Raw genomic sequence first — 15,631 nt, 5'->3', positions numbered from 1 at the left:
ATTATCGTTCAGCCCCAATCCTCGCCTTCGCTACAGTGAGCGCCACGGTCTTGCCATCCTCAGCCACCTCGACGTTGCAACCGAGCTGCTTGCGAATCTCGAATGCGAGCGCCTGTGAAGCGTTCGGTTCGCCATGAACAACGTAGGTCTGCTTTGGTGGCTTGGTGAAACCACGCATCCACCGCAGTAGTTCGCCTTGGTCTGCATGAGCGGAAAGCCCGTCGACCGTCTCGACGTGCGCTCGGACCGCGATATCTCCACCGTGAATCCGAACCCACTTTGCACCCTCCTGTAGCGCCCGTCCCCTCGTTCCCGCAGCCTGGAACCCCACCAAAAGCACGGTATTTCGCTCGTCGGTTAGTCGTTGTTTAAGGTGATGCAAAACCCGTCCACCTGTCGCCATGCCACTGCCGGCGATAATTACCATCGGCCCGCTCTTCTTGTTGAGAGCCTTCGATTCCTCCGCCGTCCGGACCAAATGGTATTGCCGACAGCAAAGCGGACAACGCTGCTCATCCATAAGCAGTTTCATGTCGATGTCATGCTCTTCGGGATGCCGGCAATAGATGTCGGTCGCCGTGATCGCCATGGGGCTGTCGAGGTAGACCGACAAGGCGGGCAATCGCCCCTCATCCTCGAGCTTGCGAATTGTCCAGAGTAGCTCCTGGGGTCTACCAATCGCGAAGGACGGTACAATCACTGCGCCGCCGCGCTCTGCTGTCTCCGTGAGGACCCGCACGAGGGTCTCCTCGCTGTTCGTCGCATGAAATCGATTTCCATAGGTGGACTCAACGAGCAATACGTCACCTTCCGGTACGAACTCAGGGTCTCGAATGATTGGGCGGTTCCACCTGCCCAGGTCACCGGAGAAGACAAGTCGACATGGGTCGGCCGACGCGAGCTGGAGCTCGACGGTGGCAGAGCCGAGAATATGCCCCGCTCTTCGGAAGAGTGCGTGTCCCAGTGTGCCTATGGCAAATGCCGCTCCGTACCCGTTGGTCTTAATGAGCTCTAATGCCTTGCGCGCATCTTCCTCCGTATACAGCGGCAGTGCTGGCTTGTGCTTTGAGTAGCCATAGCGGTTCGCACGAGCTGCGTCCTCCTCCTGCAAGTGTGCTGAGTCGAGCAGGAGCACCTCAAGCAAATCTCGCGTGCCGGCTGTGCAGTAGATGGGTCCTCGAAACCCATTCTTGACCAAGAGAGGCAGGTAGCCTGAATGATCCAGGTGCCCGTGGCTCAAGACGACGCAGTCGACGGACTTTGCCTCGAAGGGCTGCGCGCTGCGATTGCGCTCGCGCAGTGCCTTGAGACCTTGGAACAAGCCGCAATCGAGCAACAAGCGGCCTCCGTTCGCTTCAATGAGATATTTGGAGCCCGTAACGGTCCCCGCACCTCCAAGAAATGTGAGCGTTGGTTCGTTCATACTGATCCTTCTTCTTCTGCCTTAATTGGCATGATGTGTCCGGTTCGAATCTGTCGGCGGCGCCAGATCGCGTAGCCTGCCGGCAGCACGAACAGCGTGAGCAATAGGCACGAGACCAGGCCACCCACCACGGGCGCTGCAATTCGGGCAGAAACGTCAGCGCCTGGCCCCGCCTCCCAAAGTAAGGGAAGCAGACCAAGAACTGTGCTGGCCACCGACATAACGATGGGGCGAACACGGGACGAAGCCCCGTCCACGACGGCTTCATTCACGTCATTCGCGGTAAGGGTGCTTTTCGACTGCTGGCGAAGTGCCATCGCTTGATCGAGAAATGTGACCATCAGAATTCCGGTCTCGGACGCGGTTCCTATGACGGCGATGAGGCCCACCCACACGGCGGTCGAGACGTTGTAATCCTGAAAAAAAAGCAGCCAGACGCTGCCTATCAACGCAAAGGGCAAGCTCGTGAGGACAAGACCCGTCTGCGACCAGCCACGCATACCCATGCGAAGGAGAAAGATGACCAACAGCAAAGTGAGCGGCACCACCCACGCCATTCGCGATTGCATCTCCTCCATAAACTCGTACTGGCCTGTCCACTGGATCCTATAGCCGGGCGGAAGCGACAGCTCGCGGCCCACGAGCTGCTTGGCATCATTGACCCATCCACCGAGATCCCGTTTCGATGCATCGATGTCCGCGAAGACATAACCAACGAGGACGCCGTTCTCGTCCTTGATCATGGGCGGGCCTGTGACGACGCGTACGTCCGCGATTGCGCCGAGGGGAACCGAGGAGCCTGACTGGCGCCAGCGATCGCTTGGGTCGGCGGGAAAACCAAAGGACGAGGCCATCGGGGCGCTCGTGCTCGCTGCCCCTGCAGACCCCATCGGAGCGCCGGCATTGACTGTGCCGCTTCCACCCATCCCACTCATTCCGCCCGCGGTCGCCGCAGCACCCCGCATGGGCGACGAGCCACCCTGCATACCGGCTCCGGACGACGATGAACCTGTGCCTGAGCCGCCGAGCTCGGCTTCACCCACAGGCTCTGAAATAGCGGTCGGGATAAGAATGCGGCGAAGCGCTTCCGGATCTGCGCGGTAGTCCGAGGCGTAGCGCAGGTTGACGGAAAACCTTGAACGACCTGCTATCACCGTAGACACAGGCATGCCGCCAACGGCTGCTTCCACGACGTCGAGCACATCGCGCACGCTGAGACCGTAGCGGGCAATGGCTTCTCGGTCTGGAACGACGTCAATGTACTCGCGACCCGTTTGCCGCTCTGCAAACGTGCTTCGCGTCCCCGGTACGTCGCGCAGCATGCCTTCGAGGGCGATGGAGAGTCGCTCAATTTCGGCGAGGTCAGTGCCGAAGACCTTGATCCCGACAGGCGTGCGCACACCGGTTGTCAGCATGTCGATTCGCGTCCGAATTGGCGGTGCGATGGCCATCTGATAACCCGGCATTTGGAGCGCCGCATCCATGTCGCGGCTGAGCTCCTCGAGCGTGCGCGGACGTTCTTCTTTCCAAATCCACCTGAGCGGCACCTTGAGCCATTCTGGGCCATCGCTGTACCAGCGTGCCGTAAACCGCTTCGGCCAGGCTTCTCTCGGCCGCAACGTCACGACGCTCTCGTTCATGTCGAGCTGAGCTGGGTCAGTCGCCGTCTCGGCTCGACCTGCCTTGCCATGCACCGACGCCACTTCGGGAAAGCTCTTGATGATGCGATGCTGGGCGGTGAGGGCCTGGCGGGCTTCTTCAATCGCGATGCCTGGGAAGGTTGTCGGCATCACGAGCAGCGAACCCTCGTTGAGGGGCGGCATAAACTCCGAGCCCAGTCGCATGGCGATGGGTACCGTCGCCACAACCAACAGCATCGCACCGGCGACTACGAACCAGCGCGCTCTGACGGCAAGGGCGACGAGCGGGCGATAGAGCTTGGTCAGAGTCCTGCTGACAGGGTTTTGGTTTTCGCGGCGAAATTTGCCGCGCATCACGAGCATCATGAGGGGTGGGACCAGCGTCACGGCAAGTATCGCCGCCGCAAACGTGGCGAATGTATGCGTGAGCACGAGTGGGCGAAAAAGTCGCCCAGCCTGGCCGGTCAGAGTGAAGAGCGGAATGAAGCTGACCGTCACCAACAGTAGAGAAAAGAACGTGGGACGCCCGACTTCTTTGAGCGCGTCGAGGATGACGCGTCGCCGGTCCGTTCCAGCTTGCGCCATCGAGAGTCTGCGAGCGCCGTTCTCGACGAAGGTCGTTGAGGCATCCTCCAATTCCCCCACGGCAATTGCGATGCCGGCGAGGGACATGATGTTGATGGTCATGCCAAAGTAGTAGGCAGGAATGAACGTCATCAGAACCGCAATGGGAATGACGACTATTGCGACGAACGCCGAGCGAAGGCTAAACAAGAAGATCAGGCACATGATGGCGACGATGATGCCTTGCTGCATCAAGGTGCTGGTCAGTGTCGCGACCGAGCCGCGAATCAGCTCGGATCGGTCGTAGGTCGGAACGATACGGACACCCTCTGGCAAATTCAGGCGCGCAATCTCGGCCTTAATCGCATCGTTGACCTCTAGCGCGTTCGCACCGATGCGCATCACGACGATGCCGCCAACGACTTCGCCGAGCCCGTTCAGATCGGCAGCACCTCGACGGATTTCCGGGCCGAACTGCACCCGCGCTACATCCCGCAGGCGCACAGGTGTCCCCCCCGCGCCAACCGTCACCACGCTGGCTTCGAGGTCCGCGAGCGTCTTCACGTAGCCGCGCCCCCGCAGCACGTACTCGCGTCCCGCAAGCTCGAGCACGCGCGCTCCAACTTCCGCGTTCGCGTCCCGCACCGCGCGGGTGACGTCGCCAAGCGAAAGCCCGAAGGAAGCAAGCCGATCCGGGTCGAGGACGATTTGGTACTGACGCTCAAAGCCACCGAACGAGGCGACTTCGGCGACACCCGCGACTGCCTGAAGCGTTGGGCGAATCGTAAAGTCCTGAAGCTCACGCAACTGAGCGAGGTCACGCTGTCCGGTGCTATCCTCAAGCGCGTACTGAAATACCCAGCCCACCCCCGTGGCGTCCGGTCCGAGCACCGGGGACACATCGGGTGGGAGTATCTGTTGAACGCGAGCAAGCTGTTCGAACACCCGCGCGCGCGCCCAATAGATATCTGTGCCGTCCTCGAAGATGACATAGATGAAACTCATCCCGAACATCGAATAGCCACGAACTGTTCGTGCTTGAGGCGTGCTCTGCAGCGCCCGAACGAGCGGGTAGGTAACCTGATCTTCGACAAGGTCGGGACTGCGCCCCATCCAGTCCGTGAAGACGATGACCTGGGGATCGGAGAGGTCAGGTAGCGCATCGAGAGGCGTGCGCTTGATAGCGAATATGGACCAAGCGACAATGAGTGCTGTCGCTCCAAAAACGACCCATCGGTGTTTGGCAGACAGCTCGATGATGCGCTCGATCATGGGTTGGTTTCGTGCCCTTTGTGGGCGTCAGACGCGTCTGGTTTGGCAGGGCTGGACTTCGCTGCACCACTGATGCCGGTATGGCCGGCATGGCCCCCCGTGCCTCCGCCGGAGGCGCGCAGTCTGCTTTCGGAGTCGATGAGAAACACGCCGGAGGCAACAACTTTTTCTCCGGCCTCGAGCCCTTCTCGTATTTCGATTCGGTCCTCGAGACGAGCCCCCAGCTTGACGGTGCGAGGGACGAAACGACCAGAGCTCGCGACAACAAAGACATGTTGCGCGATGCCAGTGTCTACGACCGCATCGCGCCCGACTGTGACCGCTTGACGAGGGGTCACTTGAAAATCGGCTGTGCCGTAGATGCCTGGACGGAGCGAACCCTTCGGATTGTCGATGGCAAAGCGGACGCGCAACGTCCGAGTCCGCTCTGTCAGCGTCGGGTAAAGGAATTCCACGTGCGCCTCGAAGGGTGGAAGTCCCGATGAGGAGAACTCCAGCACCGCGCGCGTCCCCACAGCGATCTGGGGCACGTCCGCCTCGGGCACCTCCGCGAAGACCCAAACACGGGACAAATCGGCAATGGTCATGATCTCGGTCGATGGATCGACCGCGGTCCCCACGGACACGCCGCGATGTAGCACCACACCGCGCCGAGGAGCTGCGACGGTCACCAAGCGCTGTGGTTGACCGCTTTTTTCGAGCGACCTGATCTGCGCGTCGCTCATGCCAAAAACTTTCAGGCGCGCGCGGGCGCCCTCGAGGAGGGTGCTCTGGGGGTTGGCCGCGGCAGATCGAAGCGCTGCAAGAAATTCGCTTTGAGAGGAGAGGAGTTCCTGCGAGAAAATGCCCGCCAGGGGCTGACCGGCTCGCACGGCTTGTCCCGGGGGGTCTATGGAGAGACGCTCGATCCATCCCGCGACGCGGGTATGCACGTGTGAGACCCGCGATTCGTCGGGGACCACCGTCGCCATGGCGCGGACCGAGTTTGAGATGTTCTCCAACGTCGCGGTTTCGGCGCGGACGCCAAGCACCTCCAGGCGTGCTGGATCGAAGTCTACTTCCGCCCGCGCGTTGGCGGCGAGCCTGGTGCCCGCGTCGCCCGCGTCAGGTCCCGCCGCTCCTTTGAGGAGGGTGCTGCGATTCTGCTGTGGCGAAAATGGCCAGCTGTGGCGGAAATGTTGGATGAGGAGAGCGCCAATAAGGATAACGGCGGTGAAAACGACCCCGGCGCCAACGGATCGCCATTCCTTGAGTAACTTGATCATGGCGGCGGTCCCTCATCGCCGGTCGCCCTGCGGAGCCTCGCCCAGGCCAGACCAAGGCTGAATTCCGCCGACACCAGCTCGGCCTCCGATGACCACAGGGTCTGCGCGGCCTCGATGACGCTGACGAGTGGAAGCTGCCCGGCGGCGTACCCCGCGAGGGAGGGCTCGATGGCCTGCCGCGCGCGAGGCAGGACTTCGTCTCGAAGCGCCAGCAGCCGTTCCTGAGATGCGACGACTTGCTCGCGCGACGCAACCGCATTGCCATCGATCATGCGTCGCATGGCGAGCACGTCAGCCTCAGCCATATCGACCATGGCCTCCGCTTCGGCAACTCCTGCCCGAAGGCGTCCGCGCCATATCGGAATGCTAATCCCGACCATGACCATCCACCCCGCGCCATCGCTCATGGTGTAAGCCGGTCCGGTTCGGATCATCGCCATCGGCGAATACATTGACTCCATGACGGAAACTTCTGCGCGCGCGCGTCCGATCTCCGCCCGCCCCCGTTGCAGTTCGGGCCGTTGGTCGAGCGCCGCTTTACGTACCGCTTCCATGGTCGGAGGTGGTGTCATGGAGGCCGAGCTGTCTAGTGTTGGAACGACGGCGGTAACAGAACGTCCGAGCGTGGTATTGAACATAGCTTCTGCAGCCCTTACTTCGGCAGCGATCGAGCGACGCGTTCCTGCAACTCGCGCCATTTCGATTTCCGCGCGCAAAACGTCCGCCTGGGGGCCGGTTCCGGCCGAGTAGCGCGCGTTGGCGGCGATGACAAATTGTTGTGCGAGGGTGTGCTGCTCCTCGAGAATGCCTCTAACCTGACGACGCTCCTGAAGCATGAGAAACGCGGTCGCCGCTTCAAGCTCAATATCAAGTATCGCCCTACCGGTTTCAGCAAGAGCTTGCTGCGCCTCAGCTTCGGCGGCGCGGCGCCGCCTACCGCGAATCCCCGACAGCGGGAAGCGTTGCTCAATGCTCAAACTTGCATCGACGCCATGGAGCATAAATGGTAGGTGATCAATTGATGGGGAAATCATTGGGTCTTCTAGCGATGACACAATCGCGGGGCGTTGCGCGACAGCCCGCGCACGAGCACGCGCGGCGGTGATCTCCGCGCGGTGACTCCGAGAAAACTGCAACACATCCTCGAGCCGAAGTGGACTCGGCAATGCGTCCTCTGATTGCCCTTGCGCGGGCGCCTGTGCTTCCGCACGGCCCGACGTCGACAGAGATACAATGAAGGCAAACCCCAGGAAAAAGCTTATGTGTAAGGTGCTCATTGGTTTCTACTGTTTTTCTTCAGAGTACCCCTGCGGGGTCTTCGATTGCATTTGCTGTGCCAGCCGTAGGTGACTGAACCCCCGTCAATCACAACCAGACGTGGGCGCAGCAGACCTTAAGCCACAGCAGCTCCCGCGGGGAGGTACGCCTCCGCAAAATGTGCGTATGCACTAGTCAACGCGCGCATGCCATGCGCCTTCCGGAGTCCGCAGAATATTTTCACTGCGCCACAATGCTGCCCTTCATCATGTCCATGCCACACGCGAAGGCAATTTGGCCTGAAGCGGGCACATCGATTTCAATCGTTATTGGTTCATTGAGAGGCAAGTCTTTTTTGATGTTGAGAGATGGAAACACCACCTCGGTGCCACATGATTTGTCAGCTGTTCGGGTAAACACCAACGTCGCCTTCTTTCCAGCCGGGGCGTTAATTGTCGACGGGTGATACCCCTCGCCATCAACGGTTATAGCAATGCTTCCGTCTGTGGTCGTCGTTGCGGCTGCTTCAGCTTTAGCGGGTGGAGGCGCGGGCTGGCTCGCCTCTGCCTTGTGCTCGGGCGCATTTGATTTGCCTTTGCAGCCCGCAATAGACAATAGGGAAATAATCAGAATTTGCTTTTTCATGTGCTTCCTCTTCGTTGGGTAAGTGTCATCAAGTTTCCGCCGGCATAAGCCCGGGATGATACGGCTGTTCCAAATGGGGGGACGTTGACACCGGTCCCTCTGGTAGGCCACGGCGTCGCCATAGGTAGTAAACCGCCGGATAGACCAGCAGTTCCATTAGGAAGCTAGTCGCTAGCCCTCCCACCATTGGGGCCGCAATGCGTTTCATGACGTCTGAGCCGGTGCCAATGGACCACATAATCGGCAACAGGCCCAGCATGGCAGCCATGACAGTCATTGCTTTTGGGCGGACCCGTTTTACTGCCCCATGAATGATCGCCTCGACCAAGTCGCCGCGTGTCCTGAGGCGACCAGACTGCTGATACTCATCGTAAGACAGGTCTAAAAACAGGAGCATAAATACACCTGTCTCTGCGTCCAGGCCCATCAGGGCGATGATGCCCACCCAGACCGCAATTGACATATTGTAGTCCAATAGCCATAAGAGCCACACGGCGCCAACCGCAGAGAACGGCACGGCAAGCATGACGAGTGACGTCTTAAACACAGACTTCGTGTTCATATACAAAAGCGCAAACACCAGCACCAACGTCAGCGGAATAATAATTTTCAGTCGCTCTCTCACGCGCAGCATGTTCTCAAATTGCCCGCTCCACACCATGGCGTAGCCTGGAGGTGTCTTCACATGTGCAGCGACAGCTTTTTTTGCCCGCTCAACGAATGTTCCAATGTCGAATCTTGACGTGTCAAAATCAACGTACACGTAACCCGCAAGCAGCCCGTTTTCGTTGCGAATCATCGCTGGGCCAGAAACCAGCTTGACGTCTGCAATTTCTTCCATTGGTATTTGTCCCTGGCCACTGGGGAGAGAGAGCAGCACTCTGCGTAGCGACTGAATGTCTTCTCTGTAGTCTCTGGCGTAGCGCACATTGATGCCGTAGCGTTCTCTGCCCTCGACGGTGATGCTCTGATTGTCACCGCCAACCGCTGTCATTACCATCATGTTCGCATCGTCCACGCTGAGTCCGTAGCGAGCCAATTGCTCCCGCTTCAAAATAAAGTCGAGAAAAAAGCCGCCTGCAACACGCTCTGCGTAAGCACTGCGCGTTCCAGGCACTTGTGACACAGCCTTCTCTGTTTCCTTGGCGATGCGTTCAATGGTTGCCAAATCAGCCCCCATGATTTTTATGCCAACTGGCGTGCGAATCCCCGTCGACAGCATGTCTAGGCGCCCTTTGATCGGCATGGTCCACGCGTTGGAAATACCGGGGATTTGCAAGGCCCGGTTCATGTCTTCCTCGAGCTCCTCTTGGGAAATTCTGTCTCGCCAGAATGGGCGAAGCATCAACTGCAAGAAGTCCGGAGCCCATGACGAGTACCACTGTGTCTTGGTGCGCCACTGCGATTCGGGCTTCAAAACAATCGTCGTCTCCATCATGGTAAACGGGGCGGGGTCGGTTGACGTGTTAGCACGGCCTGCTTTCCCAAACACTCGCTCCACTTCAGGGAACGTCATGAGAATCTTGTCTTGGAGCTGCAACGCCTTCTGGGCTTCGGCGACGGACATCCCAGGTTCGACGGCAGACGGCATGTAGAGAATGGTTCCTTCGCGCAAGGGGGGCATGAATTCAGATCCCAGGCGCAAATAGATAGGAATGGTGGTCGCCACCGCCGCAAAAGCAACTGCGATGGTCGTCTTGGGGTGGCGAATGACGAAACGGCAGGGTCGCTCGTAGAGCCAGTGAAGCAACCGGCTGATCGGATGCTTTTCTTCGGAGCGATACTTGCCCACCACAACCATCGTTGCGAGCTTGGCGAGCCAGCGTGGCCGAAATGTGTAAGGATCGATTCGCGCAAAAAGCATGCGCAGCGCAGGGTCGAGCGTAATCGCCAGCACGGCAGCGATGGCCATTGCAAGATTTTTTGAAAATGCAAGCGGCTTAAACAGACGGCCTTCCTGGTCGATGAGCGTAAATACCGGCAAAAATGCAACGGCAATCACCAAGAGCGAAAAAAATACGCCGGGCCCCACTTCCATCAGCGCTTCGAGTCTGACTTTATAAAAGTCACCTTTTTTGCCGCCCTCTATCCAGTGGTGGATTTTGTTGTAGGCGTTCTCCACTTCAATAATGGCGCCATCGACGAGAATGCCGATGGAAATCGCGATGCCGGCGAGCGACATGATATTGGCATCGAACCCCATGAGCTTCATGGGGATAAACGAGAGAGCCACGGAAATGGGAATGGTGATGATGGGGACGATCGATGACGGGAAGTGCCATAGAAAAACCAGAATGATGATGGAGACAATAATTATCTCTTCAATTAGCTTGTGCGATACGTTCTCGATAGCGCTCTCAATAAGTACCGAGCGATCGTAGGTTGTCACGATCTCGACACCCGCCGGCAACGATGGCTTGAGTTCCTCCAGCTTTTTCTTCACGCGACTGATGACATTCAAGGCGTTTTCACCTTGGCGCATAACAACGATGCCCCCTACCGCATCTCCAAGGCCATTCAGGTCGGCCACGCCTCGGCGCATCTCCGGCCCGAGTGCTACTTGCGCAACGTCCTTGACCAGAACGGGAGTGCCTCCTTCACTTCTCAGCACGATTTGTTCGATATCGCCAATATTTTTGACATACCCGCGACCGCGCACCATGTATTCGCGCCCAGACATTTCAACGAGGCGACCGCCGACGTCGTTGTTGCCTGTGCGGATGGCATTGATGACGGTGTCAAGCGGCATCCTGTAGGCCGCGAGCGCATTGGGGTTTACGGTGACTTGATATTGACGAACGTGACCGCCAACCGTAGCCACCTCAGACACGCCAGGAACACTTTGAACGGCGTAGCGCAGAAACCAATCTTGATAAGATCGCAATTCGTCGGTGGCATGTTTGCCGGTTTTATCGACGAGCGCGTACTGGAACACCCAGCCAACACTTGAAGCATCGGGCCCGAGTTCAGTCTTCACGCCTGCCGGGAGCTGCGATGTAATTTTTGATAAGGACTCCAGGACGCGCGTGCGGGCCCAATAGACGTCGGTTCCGTCTTCGAAGATGACGTAGACGTAACTGAATCCGAAGTCGGAGAATCCACGAATCGCCTTAACGTTGGGTGCACCGAGTAATGCGGTCGTGATCGGGTATGTCACCTGATCCTCGATGATGTCCGGGCTTCTGTCCCATTTTGAGTAGATGATGACTTGGGTGTCGGAAAGGTCAGGCAAGGCGTCCATGGGGATGGTCCGCATGGCCCACCAAGAAAATGCCAGCGCAATGATGGTCGCGGAGATAACGAGGAAGCGATTCTCGGCCGAAAATTGAATGATGCGCCGTATCATCTGCCGTGCCCTTCATGCTCTGGGGCAGGCGTCGGCTCGTCTGTTTTCGGCGGGGTATCCGTGCCACTGGGCGGAAGGACACGGGCACTTTGTTTCTGGCCACCTCCCGCTTCATTGAGCGATGATCGAAGCCGCGACTCTGAATCCAGCAAAAAGTTAGCGCGCGTCACCACGCGTTCTCCGATCTTCAGTCCCTTGATGACTTCTACGAAGCTGCCGTCATTTTGCCCAGTCTCAATCTCGCGTGGAGCAAACTTTCCATCGCCTAGCGAAACAAATACGACCTTGGCGGTGCCGGAATCGATTACGGCGTCAACGGGAACGGTAAGGGCTTCTTTGCCTCCGAGCTGAAGCACCACTTCACCGAACATCTCGGGCCGCAAATCGCCATCGGGGTTGGGAAAGTTGAGACGAACTTTGACAGTGCGGCTTTGCGGACTGAGAAAAGGGTCTACGAATACAACGTTCCCCGTAAAGGTGCGGCCAGGGAACGCCCTGATGGTGAGCGCGGCGGATGTCCCATTTTTGACAAACCTCAGCTCGGTTTCATAGATGTCGGCCAAGACCCAAACGTTGGACAAGTCGACGATCTCATAAGGCATCGCTCCAGCCTCAAGTTTCATGCCGTCGACAACGTCTTTCTTGGTAATAACGCCGGACGCTGGGGAGTAAAAGGTAATCGTCTTCGCAGGCGTTCCCGTTTCGTCGAGTCGACGCATCTCCTTTTCTGAGACGTCCCACAGCGCAAGACGTCTTTTTGCGGCGGCGAGCAGCGTTGGCTCGTTTGCGCCCGGCGTTTCTTTCATCGAGTCCTGCGTGCGCTTGGCCAGCAGGTATTCCTCCTGCGCTGCAAGGAGCTCGGGGCTAAACAGCGTGAAAAGTGGGTCGCCTTTTCGTACGCGCTTTCCGACAAAGTCGACAAATATTTTTTCGACAAATCCACCATTCTTCATGTTGACGTGACGAACGCGTGTTTCATCGACGGCAACACGACCTACGGTTCGCAGTACGCCGCCAATCGTTCGTTGGGTCACTTCCGCCGTGGTGAGGCCAATCAACTGCTGCTTCGCTGGATCGATGTCCACGGTTGCCATGTCTGGAACCTGACTTGTGCCAGAAATCATTTCAGGAGAGCGGTTTAGTGGCGAAGCGTCAGTTCCTGGATCATCCATGGGAACAAGCTTCATGCCGCAAATGGGGCAATTGCCGGCGTAGTCCATGACGATGTTTGGGTGCATCGGGCAGTGGAACTTATGCTTTTTGCTACTCATTTCTGGCGACGATGATTTCGACGCAACTTGAACAGCAACGCCATAAATACCAGCTCCCAAAGCCACGGCAAGAATGACGGCTATCCAGCCAAAACGTTTCCTACGAGGTGCAACTTGCGGGGTCTCCATCACATACCTCCCGTCATGGGAGTCGCTTGCGTCCCCCCTGACTGCTCACCGGGGCGAACCGTCGCTGCTCCAGAAGCGACGCCTGAGGTCGGCATCGCGGCACCCGGGCCGACACCGGACGAGACGGCCATTGGAGCCAGTGAGACTTCATTGGCAGCAATCAGTAATCGATGCGCTTCAGCAACCATGGCCAAATACGCCGCTTCGTCCGCGAGAACCCCGGCATTGGCATCCAATACCGAAGCAAAGCTCGCTTTGCCTACGCGGTACTGTGACAATGTACTTTCTGCTGTGGCCCGCGATTGCACGAGGAGGCCCTTGTCGTAGAGATCAATGCTCGCCAAAAGCGCTTGTAGTGCGGTGTGACGTTCTGCAATGCGAAGTGCCAACTGCTGCTCTATGGCCAACTGCGTCGCCTGCGCGGCCTCCGCCCGTGCTTGGCTCTCTTTGACTGCCTGCGCTTGCTTACGACCGGCAAAAATTGGAATGGGCGCCGAAACAGTCAACAGCCACATGGGAGGCAAGTCTCCGCGAGGCATAACTCCCGCGCTGATGGTCACATCAGGCAAACTGCCCTTTTTTGCCAACGCTTTGGCCTTTTGCGCTCTGTCATATTCAATCTGCGTCGCCGCAATATCTGGGCTTTTTCGGGTCGCATCGGCGAGCGCGTCTTTTTTATCGTACAGCGGGGGCAGGCCCAAGCTCGAGAGCGTCGCGGTGGTTGCAATCGCATCGGCAAGTGGCCTGCCGCGCAGACGGTTGAGGTTCTGAACGATGGTGGTCTCTTGCGCAGCCAGCGCAATTTTCCGTTGCTTCATGCGACTAAGTTCCAGTTGTGCACGCAAGATGTCAGATTGAGCGCCGCTTCCCGCCTCGTAGACAGTCCTCGCTGTCTCGGCCGACTTCCCCCATAGCGTAGTGAGCTTTTCCAGCAACAAGAGCTGATCGCGCACCAGCAAAAGACTCACGTACAACTGGCGAACGGATGCCTCAATCGCCAAACGCAGCTTGTCGTTGGCACGCTCGGCGCTCTTTACCTCCAGCGAGGCAATGTCAGAACGAAGCTGGCGCTTCCCGGGCCAAGGGAACGTCTGCGACGCCATGATGGAAAGGAAGCTCGTCTCCATGGTACCAATTTGAATGCTGGAGAAGCCGTCATTCTGGATTCCCAGTTGCAGGGTTGGGTCAGGAAATGCACCAGCCTGCGGTACCTGTGCTTCCTCAGCACGGATGTCGGCTTCTGAAGCGCCAAGCTCCGCTCGGGCCGCCAATGCCTCAGCAATCAGCGAGTCAAGCGTGCCATCGGAAGGCAGTCGATAAGGCGAGGCTTGGCCAAACGCCACTGTTGGAAGGGTCGCCAGAACCACGACCATTGTAAACTGTCGAACGACGACGGCCACGCAGTTGTAGGCGCGGCGGGCGTAAGCGTGACGGGCATGGCTACGACAATGGTGCATTTGTTCCCCGATAAAGGCTCAGCGTGCCAAAGACAGTCATTTCATGATGGGTCTCGATTACTTCGACGAAACCTGCTGCACGCATGAGTTCCGGAAGCTTACCTTTGACGTTGTCGGACGTGGTTTTGAACCCGTCCAGCATTTGAACAGGAAGGAATGCCGCCCGCATCAGCGGATTTTGGGCCTTGCCCCAGTCGGCAATGTGCAGCTCGCCTTGAGGCTTCAGCCACTTCTTAACCTGCTGTAACGTTTTTAACTTCTCGTCAGTGCTGAGGTGATGAAACACGAGCGTTGAAACCACGCGATCGAAAAACTGTGCCTGAAATGGCGCTTCCGAAGCGCGGCCTTGATAGACATTGACAGAAACGCCGGCAACACGAAACTTTTCCTCTGCGATCTTGAGCACACCTGGGTCGCCGTCGACACCAAACACCTCGGCCGAAGGCACTCGCTGTTTGATCATAAGTGCTAACGTTCCGGTACCGCAACCAACATCGAGAACCTTGTAGGTTGGCTGAACGGCTGCCTGCTCGAGAAGAAGTCCGCGAAAACGGTCTTCTTTTAATGTGGCGCGAATCAGCGGATCGTAAAAACGAGTCAGCCAGTTAAAACGCAGTGCTGGAATGTAACTCATGGAACTGCCCTTATCAGTGTTGATGTTCGTGCCCGTCATGGCTATCTGTCGGCTTCTGTTGGGTTGAGGCCGCCCGTTCTGCTGCATCGGCCCATTCTAATATGAGTTTGAGTTCATTCCCGGAAACCCTGCCCGGGTTGTCTTTTGGCATGGTGGCACGCTTGCCGCTTTGGCCCATCACTTTGCGAATCGTCGCTGGCATCGACGAAGCGTGCGGCCCGCTAAACGAATTCGCATCCATCACAAAGTGTTTCAGGGCAGCGCGTTTTCCTGTAGATGCCGCATGGCATTTTGCGCAATATTTCTTGAACACCGGCTGGGCCTTCGTAAAAGCTGTGAGTTCCGCAGAGGGCTCTGGTTCCGCTCTTGGAGTTGGTGCAGCGTCGGAAGCAATTTGGGTCGAGTGACCATGTTGGGATGGGTCCGCTTTGCCAGGCGCCTCGGCAAGCGGCGGTGCAATTTCTTGTTCGGGTATTGATTTTGGCGTCTTGGCCTCGCACGCGGTAAGGCCATTTACGGCAACAGAACAAAGTATTAGTATGAGAACGTTCATGGATGGCCTTTGAGCTATTTCAGGCGTTGCAAGGCGAATAGCCGTTTCCGCGCGGCAACCTGACACGTGTTGGCTGCTGCCCACTAATTGAAGTACTGCACAATCACAACGGTGGAAATCACGGCGATGAATACCACCGCAATTATCCGCGATCTTCGATGGGTATTTCTCGACT

The 15,631-nt window shown here is 57.9% G+C and carries 10 protein-coding genes; all 10 read right to left on the bottom strand.

The genetic code is table 11. From position 1 onward, the window contains the following. Position 1 precedes the first annotated feature (1 nt). Entirely contained in the window at positions 2-1,423 is a 1,422-nt protein-coding gene (locus IPL79_16100) for an MBL fold metallo-hydrolase (GenBank protein ID MBK9072499.1), read from the bottom strand. Next, a complete protein-coding gene (locus tag IPL79_16095) occupies positions 1,420-4,899 on the bottom strand; it encodes an efflux RND transporter permease subunit (GenBank protein MBK9072498.1) in 3,480 nt (1,159 codons plus the stop codon). The genes IPL79_16100 and IPL79_16095 overlap by 4 nt, the downstream gene beginning before the upstream one ends. Further along, positions 4,896-6,164 carry an efflux RND transporter periplasmic adaptor subunit gene (locus IPL79_16090; protein ID MBK9072497.1) on the bottom strand — a complete coding sequence of 423 codons (1,269 nt, stop codon included), beginning with the start codon at positions 6,162-6,164 and terminating at the stop codon, positions 4,896-4,898. The genes IPL79_16095 and IPL79_16090 overlap by 4 nt, the downstream gene beginning before the upstream one ends. Beyond that, entirely contained in the window at positions 6,161-7,441 is a 1,281-nt protein-coding gene (locus IPL79_16085) for a TolC family protein (protein MBK9072496.1), read from the bottom strand. The genes IPL79_16090 and IPL79_16085 overlap by 4 nt, the downstream gene beginning before the upstream one ends. Positions 7,442-7,661: 220 nt before the next feature. Continuing rightward, complete coding sequence (locus IPL79_16080; GenBank protein ID MBK9072495.1) at positions 7,662-8,066, bottom strand: cupredoxin domain-containing protein; 405 nt, start codon at positions 8,064-8,066, stop codon at positions 7,662-7,664. A 28-nt stretch (positions 8,067-8,094) separates the two neighbouring features. Then, positions 8,095-11,412 (bottom strand): efflux RND transporter permease subunit, encoded by a 3,318-nt coding sequence (locus tag IPL79_16075; GenBank protein ID MBK9072494.1) that lies wholly within the window; start codon positions 11,410-11,412, stop codon positions 8,095-8,097. Further along, a complete protein-coding gene (locus tag IPL79_16070; protein ID MBK9072493.1) occupies positions 11,409-12,812 on the bottom strand; it encodes an efflux RND transporter periplasmic adaptor subunit in 1,404 nt (467 codons plus the stop codon). Before IPL79_16070 ends, IPL79_16075 begins: the two co-directional genes overlap by 4 nt. Further along, positions 12,812-14,185, bottom strand: coding sequence for a TolC family protein (locus IPL79_16065; GenBank protein ID MBK9072492.1), 1,374 nt, complete (start codon positions 14,183-14,185; stop codon positions 12,812-12,814). Before IPL79_16065 ends, IPL79_16070 begins: the two co-directional genes overlap by 1 nt. A gap of 67 nt (positions 14,186-14,252) precedes the next feature. Beyond that, entirely contained in the window at positions 14,253-14,903 is a 651-nt protein-coding gene (locus IPL79_16060) for a class I SAM-dependent methyltransferase (protein ID MBK9072491.1), read from the bottom strand. A 13-nt stretch (positions 14,904-14,916) separates the two neighbouring features. Continuing rightward, the gene (locus tag IPL79_16055; GenBank protein MBK9072490.1) at positions 14,917-15,456 is read right to left on the bottom strand and encodes a hypothetical protein; all 540 of its coding nucleotides are present in this window, start codon (positions 15,454-15,456) and stop codon (positions 14,917-14,919) included. Positions 15,457-15,631 lie beyond the last annotated feature (175 nt).

Source organism: Myxococcales bacterium (assembly GCA_016716835.1).
Classification (GTDB): domain Bacteria; phylum Myxococcota_A; class Polyangia; order Haliangiales; family Haliangiaceae; genus JADJUW01.
This window is presented reverse-complemented; position numbering and strand designations above follow the sequence as displayed.

Bases quoted from the DNA above. Each gene is read 5' to 3' on its own strand.
- IPL79_16100 (MBK9072499.1), bottom strand. From the start codon at position 1,423: ATGAACGAACCAACGCTCACATTTCTTGGAGGTGCGGGGACCGTTACG.
- IPL79_16095 (MBK9072498.1), bottom strand. From the start codon at position 4,899: ATGATCGAGCGCATCATCGAGCTGTCTGCCAAACACCGATGGGTCGTT.
- IPL79_16090 (MBK9072497.1), bottom strand. From the start codon at position 6,164: ATGATCAAGTTACTCAAGGAATGGCGATCCGTTGGCGCCGGGGTCGTT.
- IPL79_16085 (MBK9072496.1), bottom strand. From the start codon at position 7,441: ATGAGCACCTTACACATAAGCTTTTTCCTGGGGTTTGCCTTCATTGTA.
- IPL79_16080 (MBK9072495.1), bottom strand. From the start codon at position 8,066: ATGAAAAAGCAAATTCTGATTATTTCCCTATTGTCTATTGCGGGCTGC.
- IPL79_16075 (MBK9072494.1), bottom strand. From the start codon at position 11,412: ATGATACGGCGCATCATTCAATTTTCGGCCGAGAATCGCTTCCTCGTT.
- IPL79_16070 (MBK9072493.1), bottom strand. From the start codon at position 12,812: ATGGAGACCCCGCAAGTTGCACCTCGTAGGAAACGTTTTGGCTGGATA.
- IPL79_16065 (MBK9072492.1), bottom strand. From the start codon at position 14,185: ATGGTCGTGGTTCTGGCGACCCTTCCAACAGTGGCGTTTGGCCAAGCC.
- IPL79_16060 (MBK9072491.1), bottom strand. From the start codon at position 14,903: ATGAGTTACATTCCAGCACTGCGTTTTAACTGGCTGACTCGTTTTTAC.
- IPL79_16055 (MBK9072490.1), bottom strand. From the start codon at position 15,456: ATGAACGTTCTCATACTAATACTTTGTTCTGTTGCCGTAAATGGCCTT.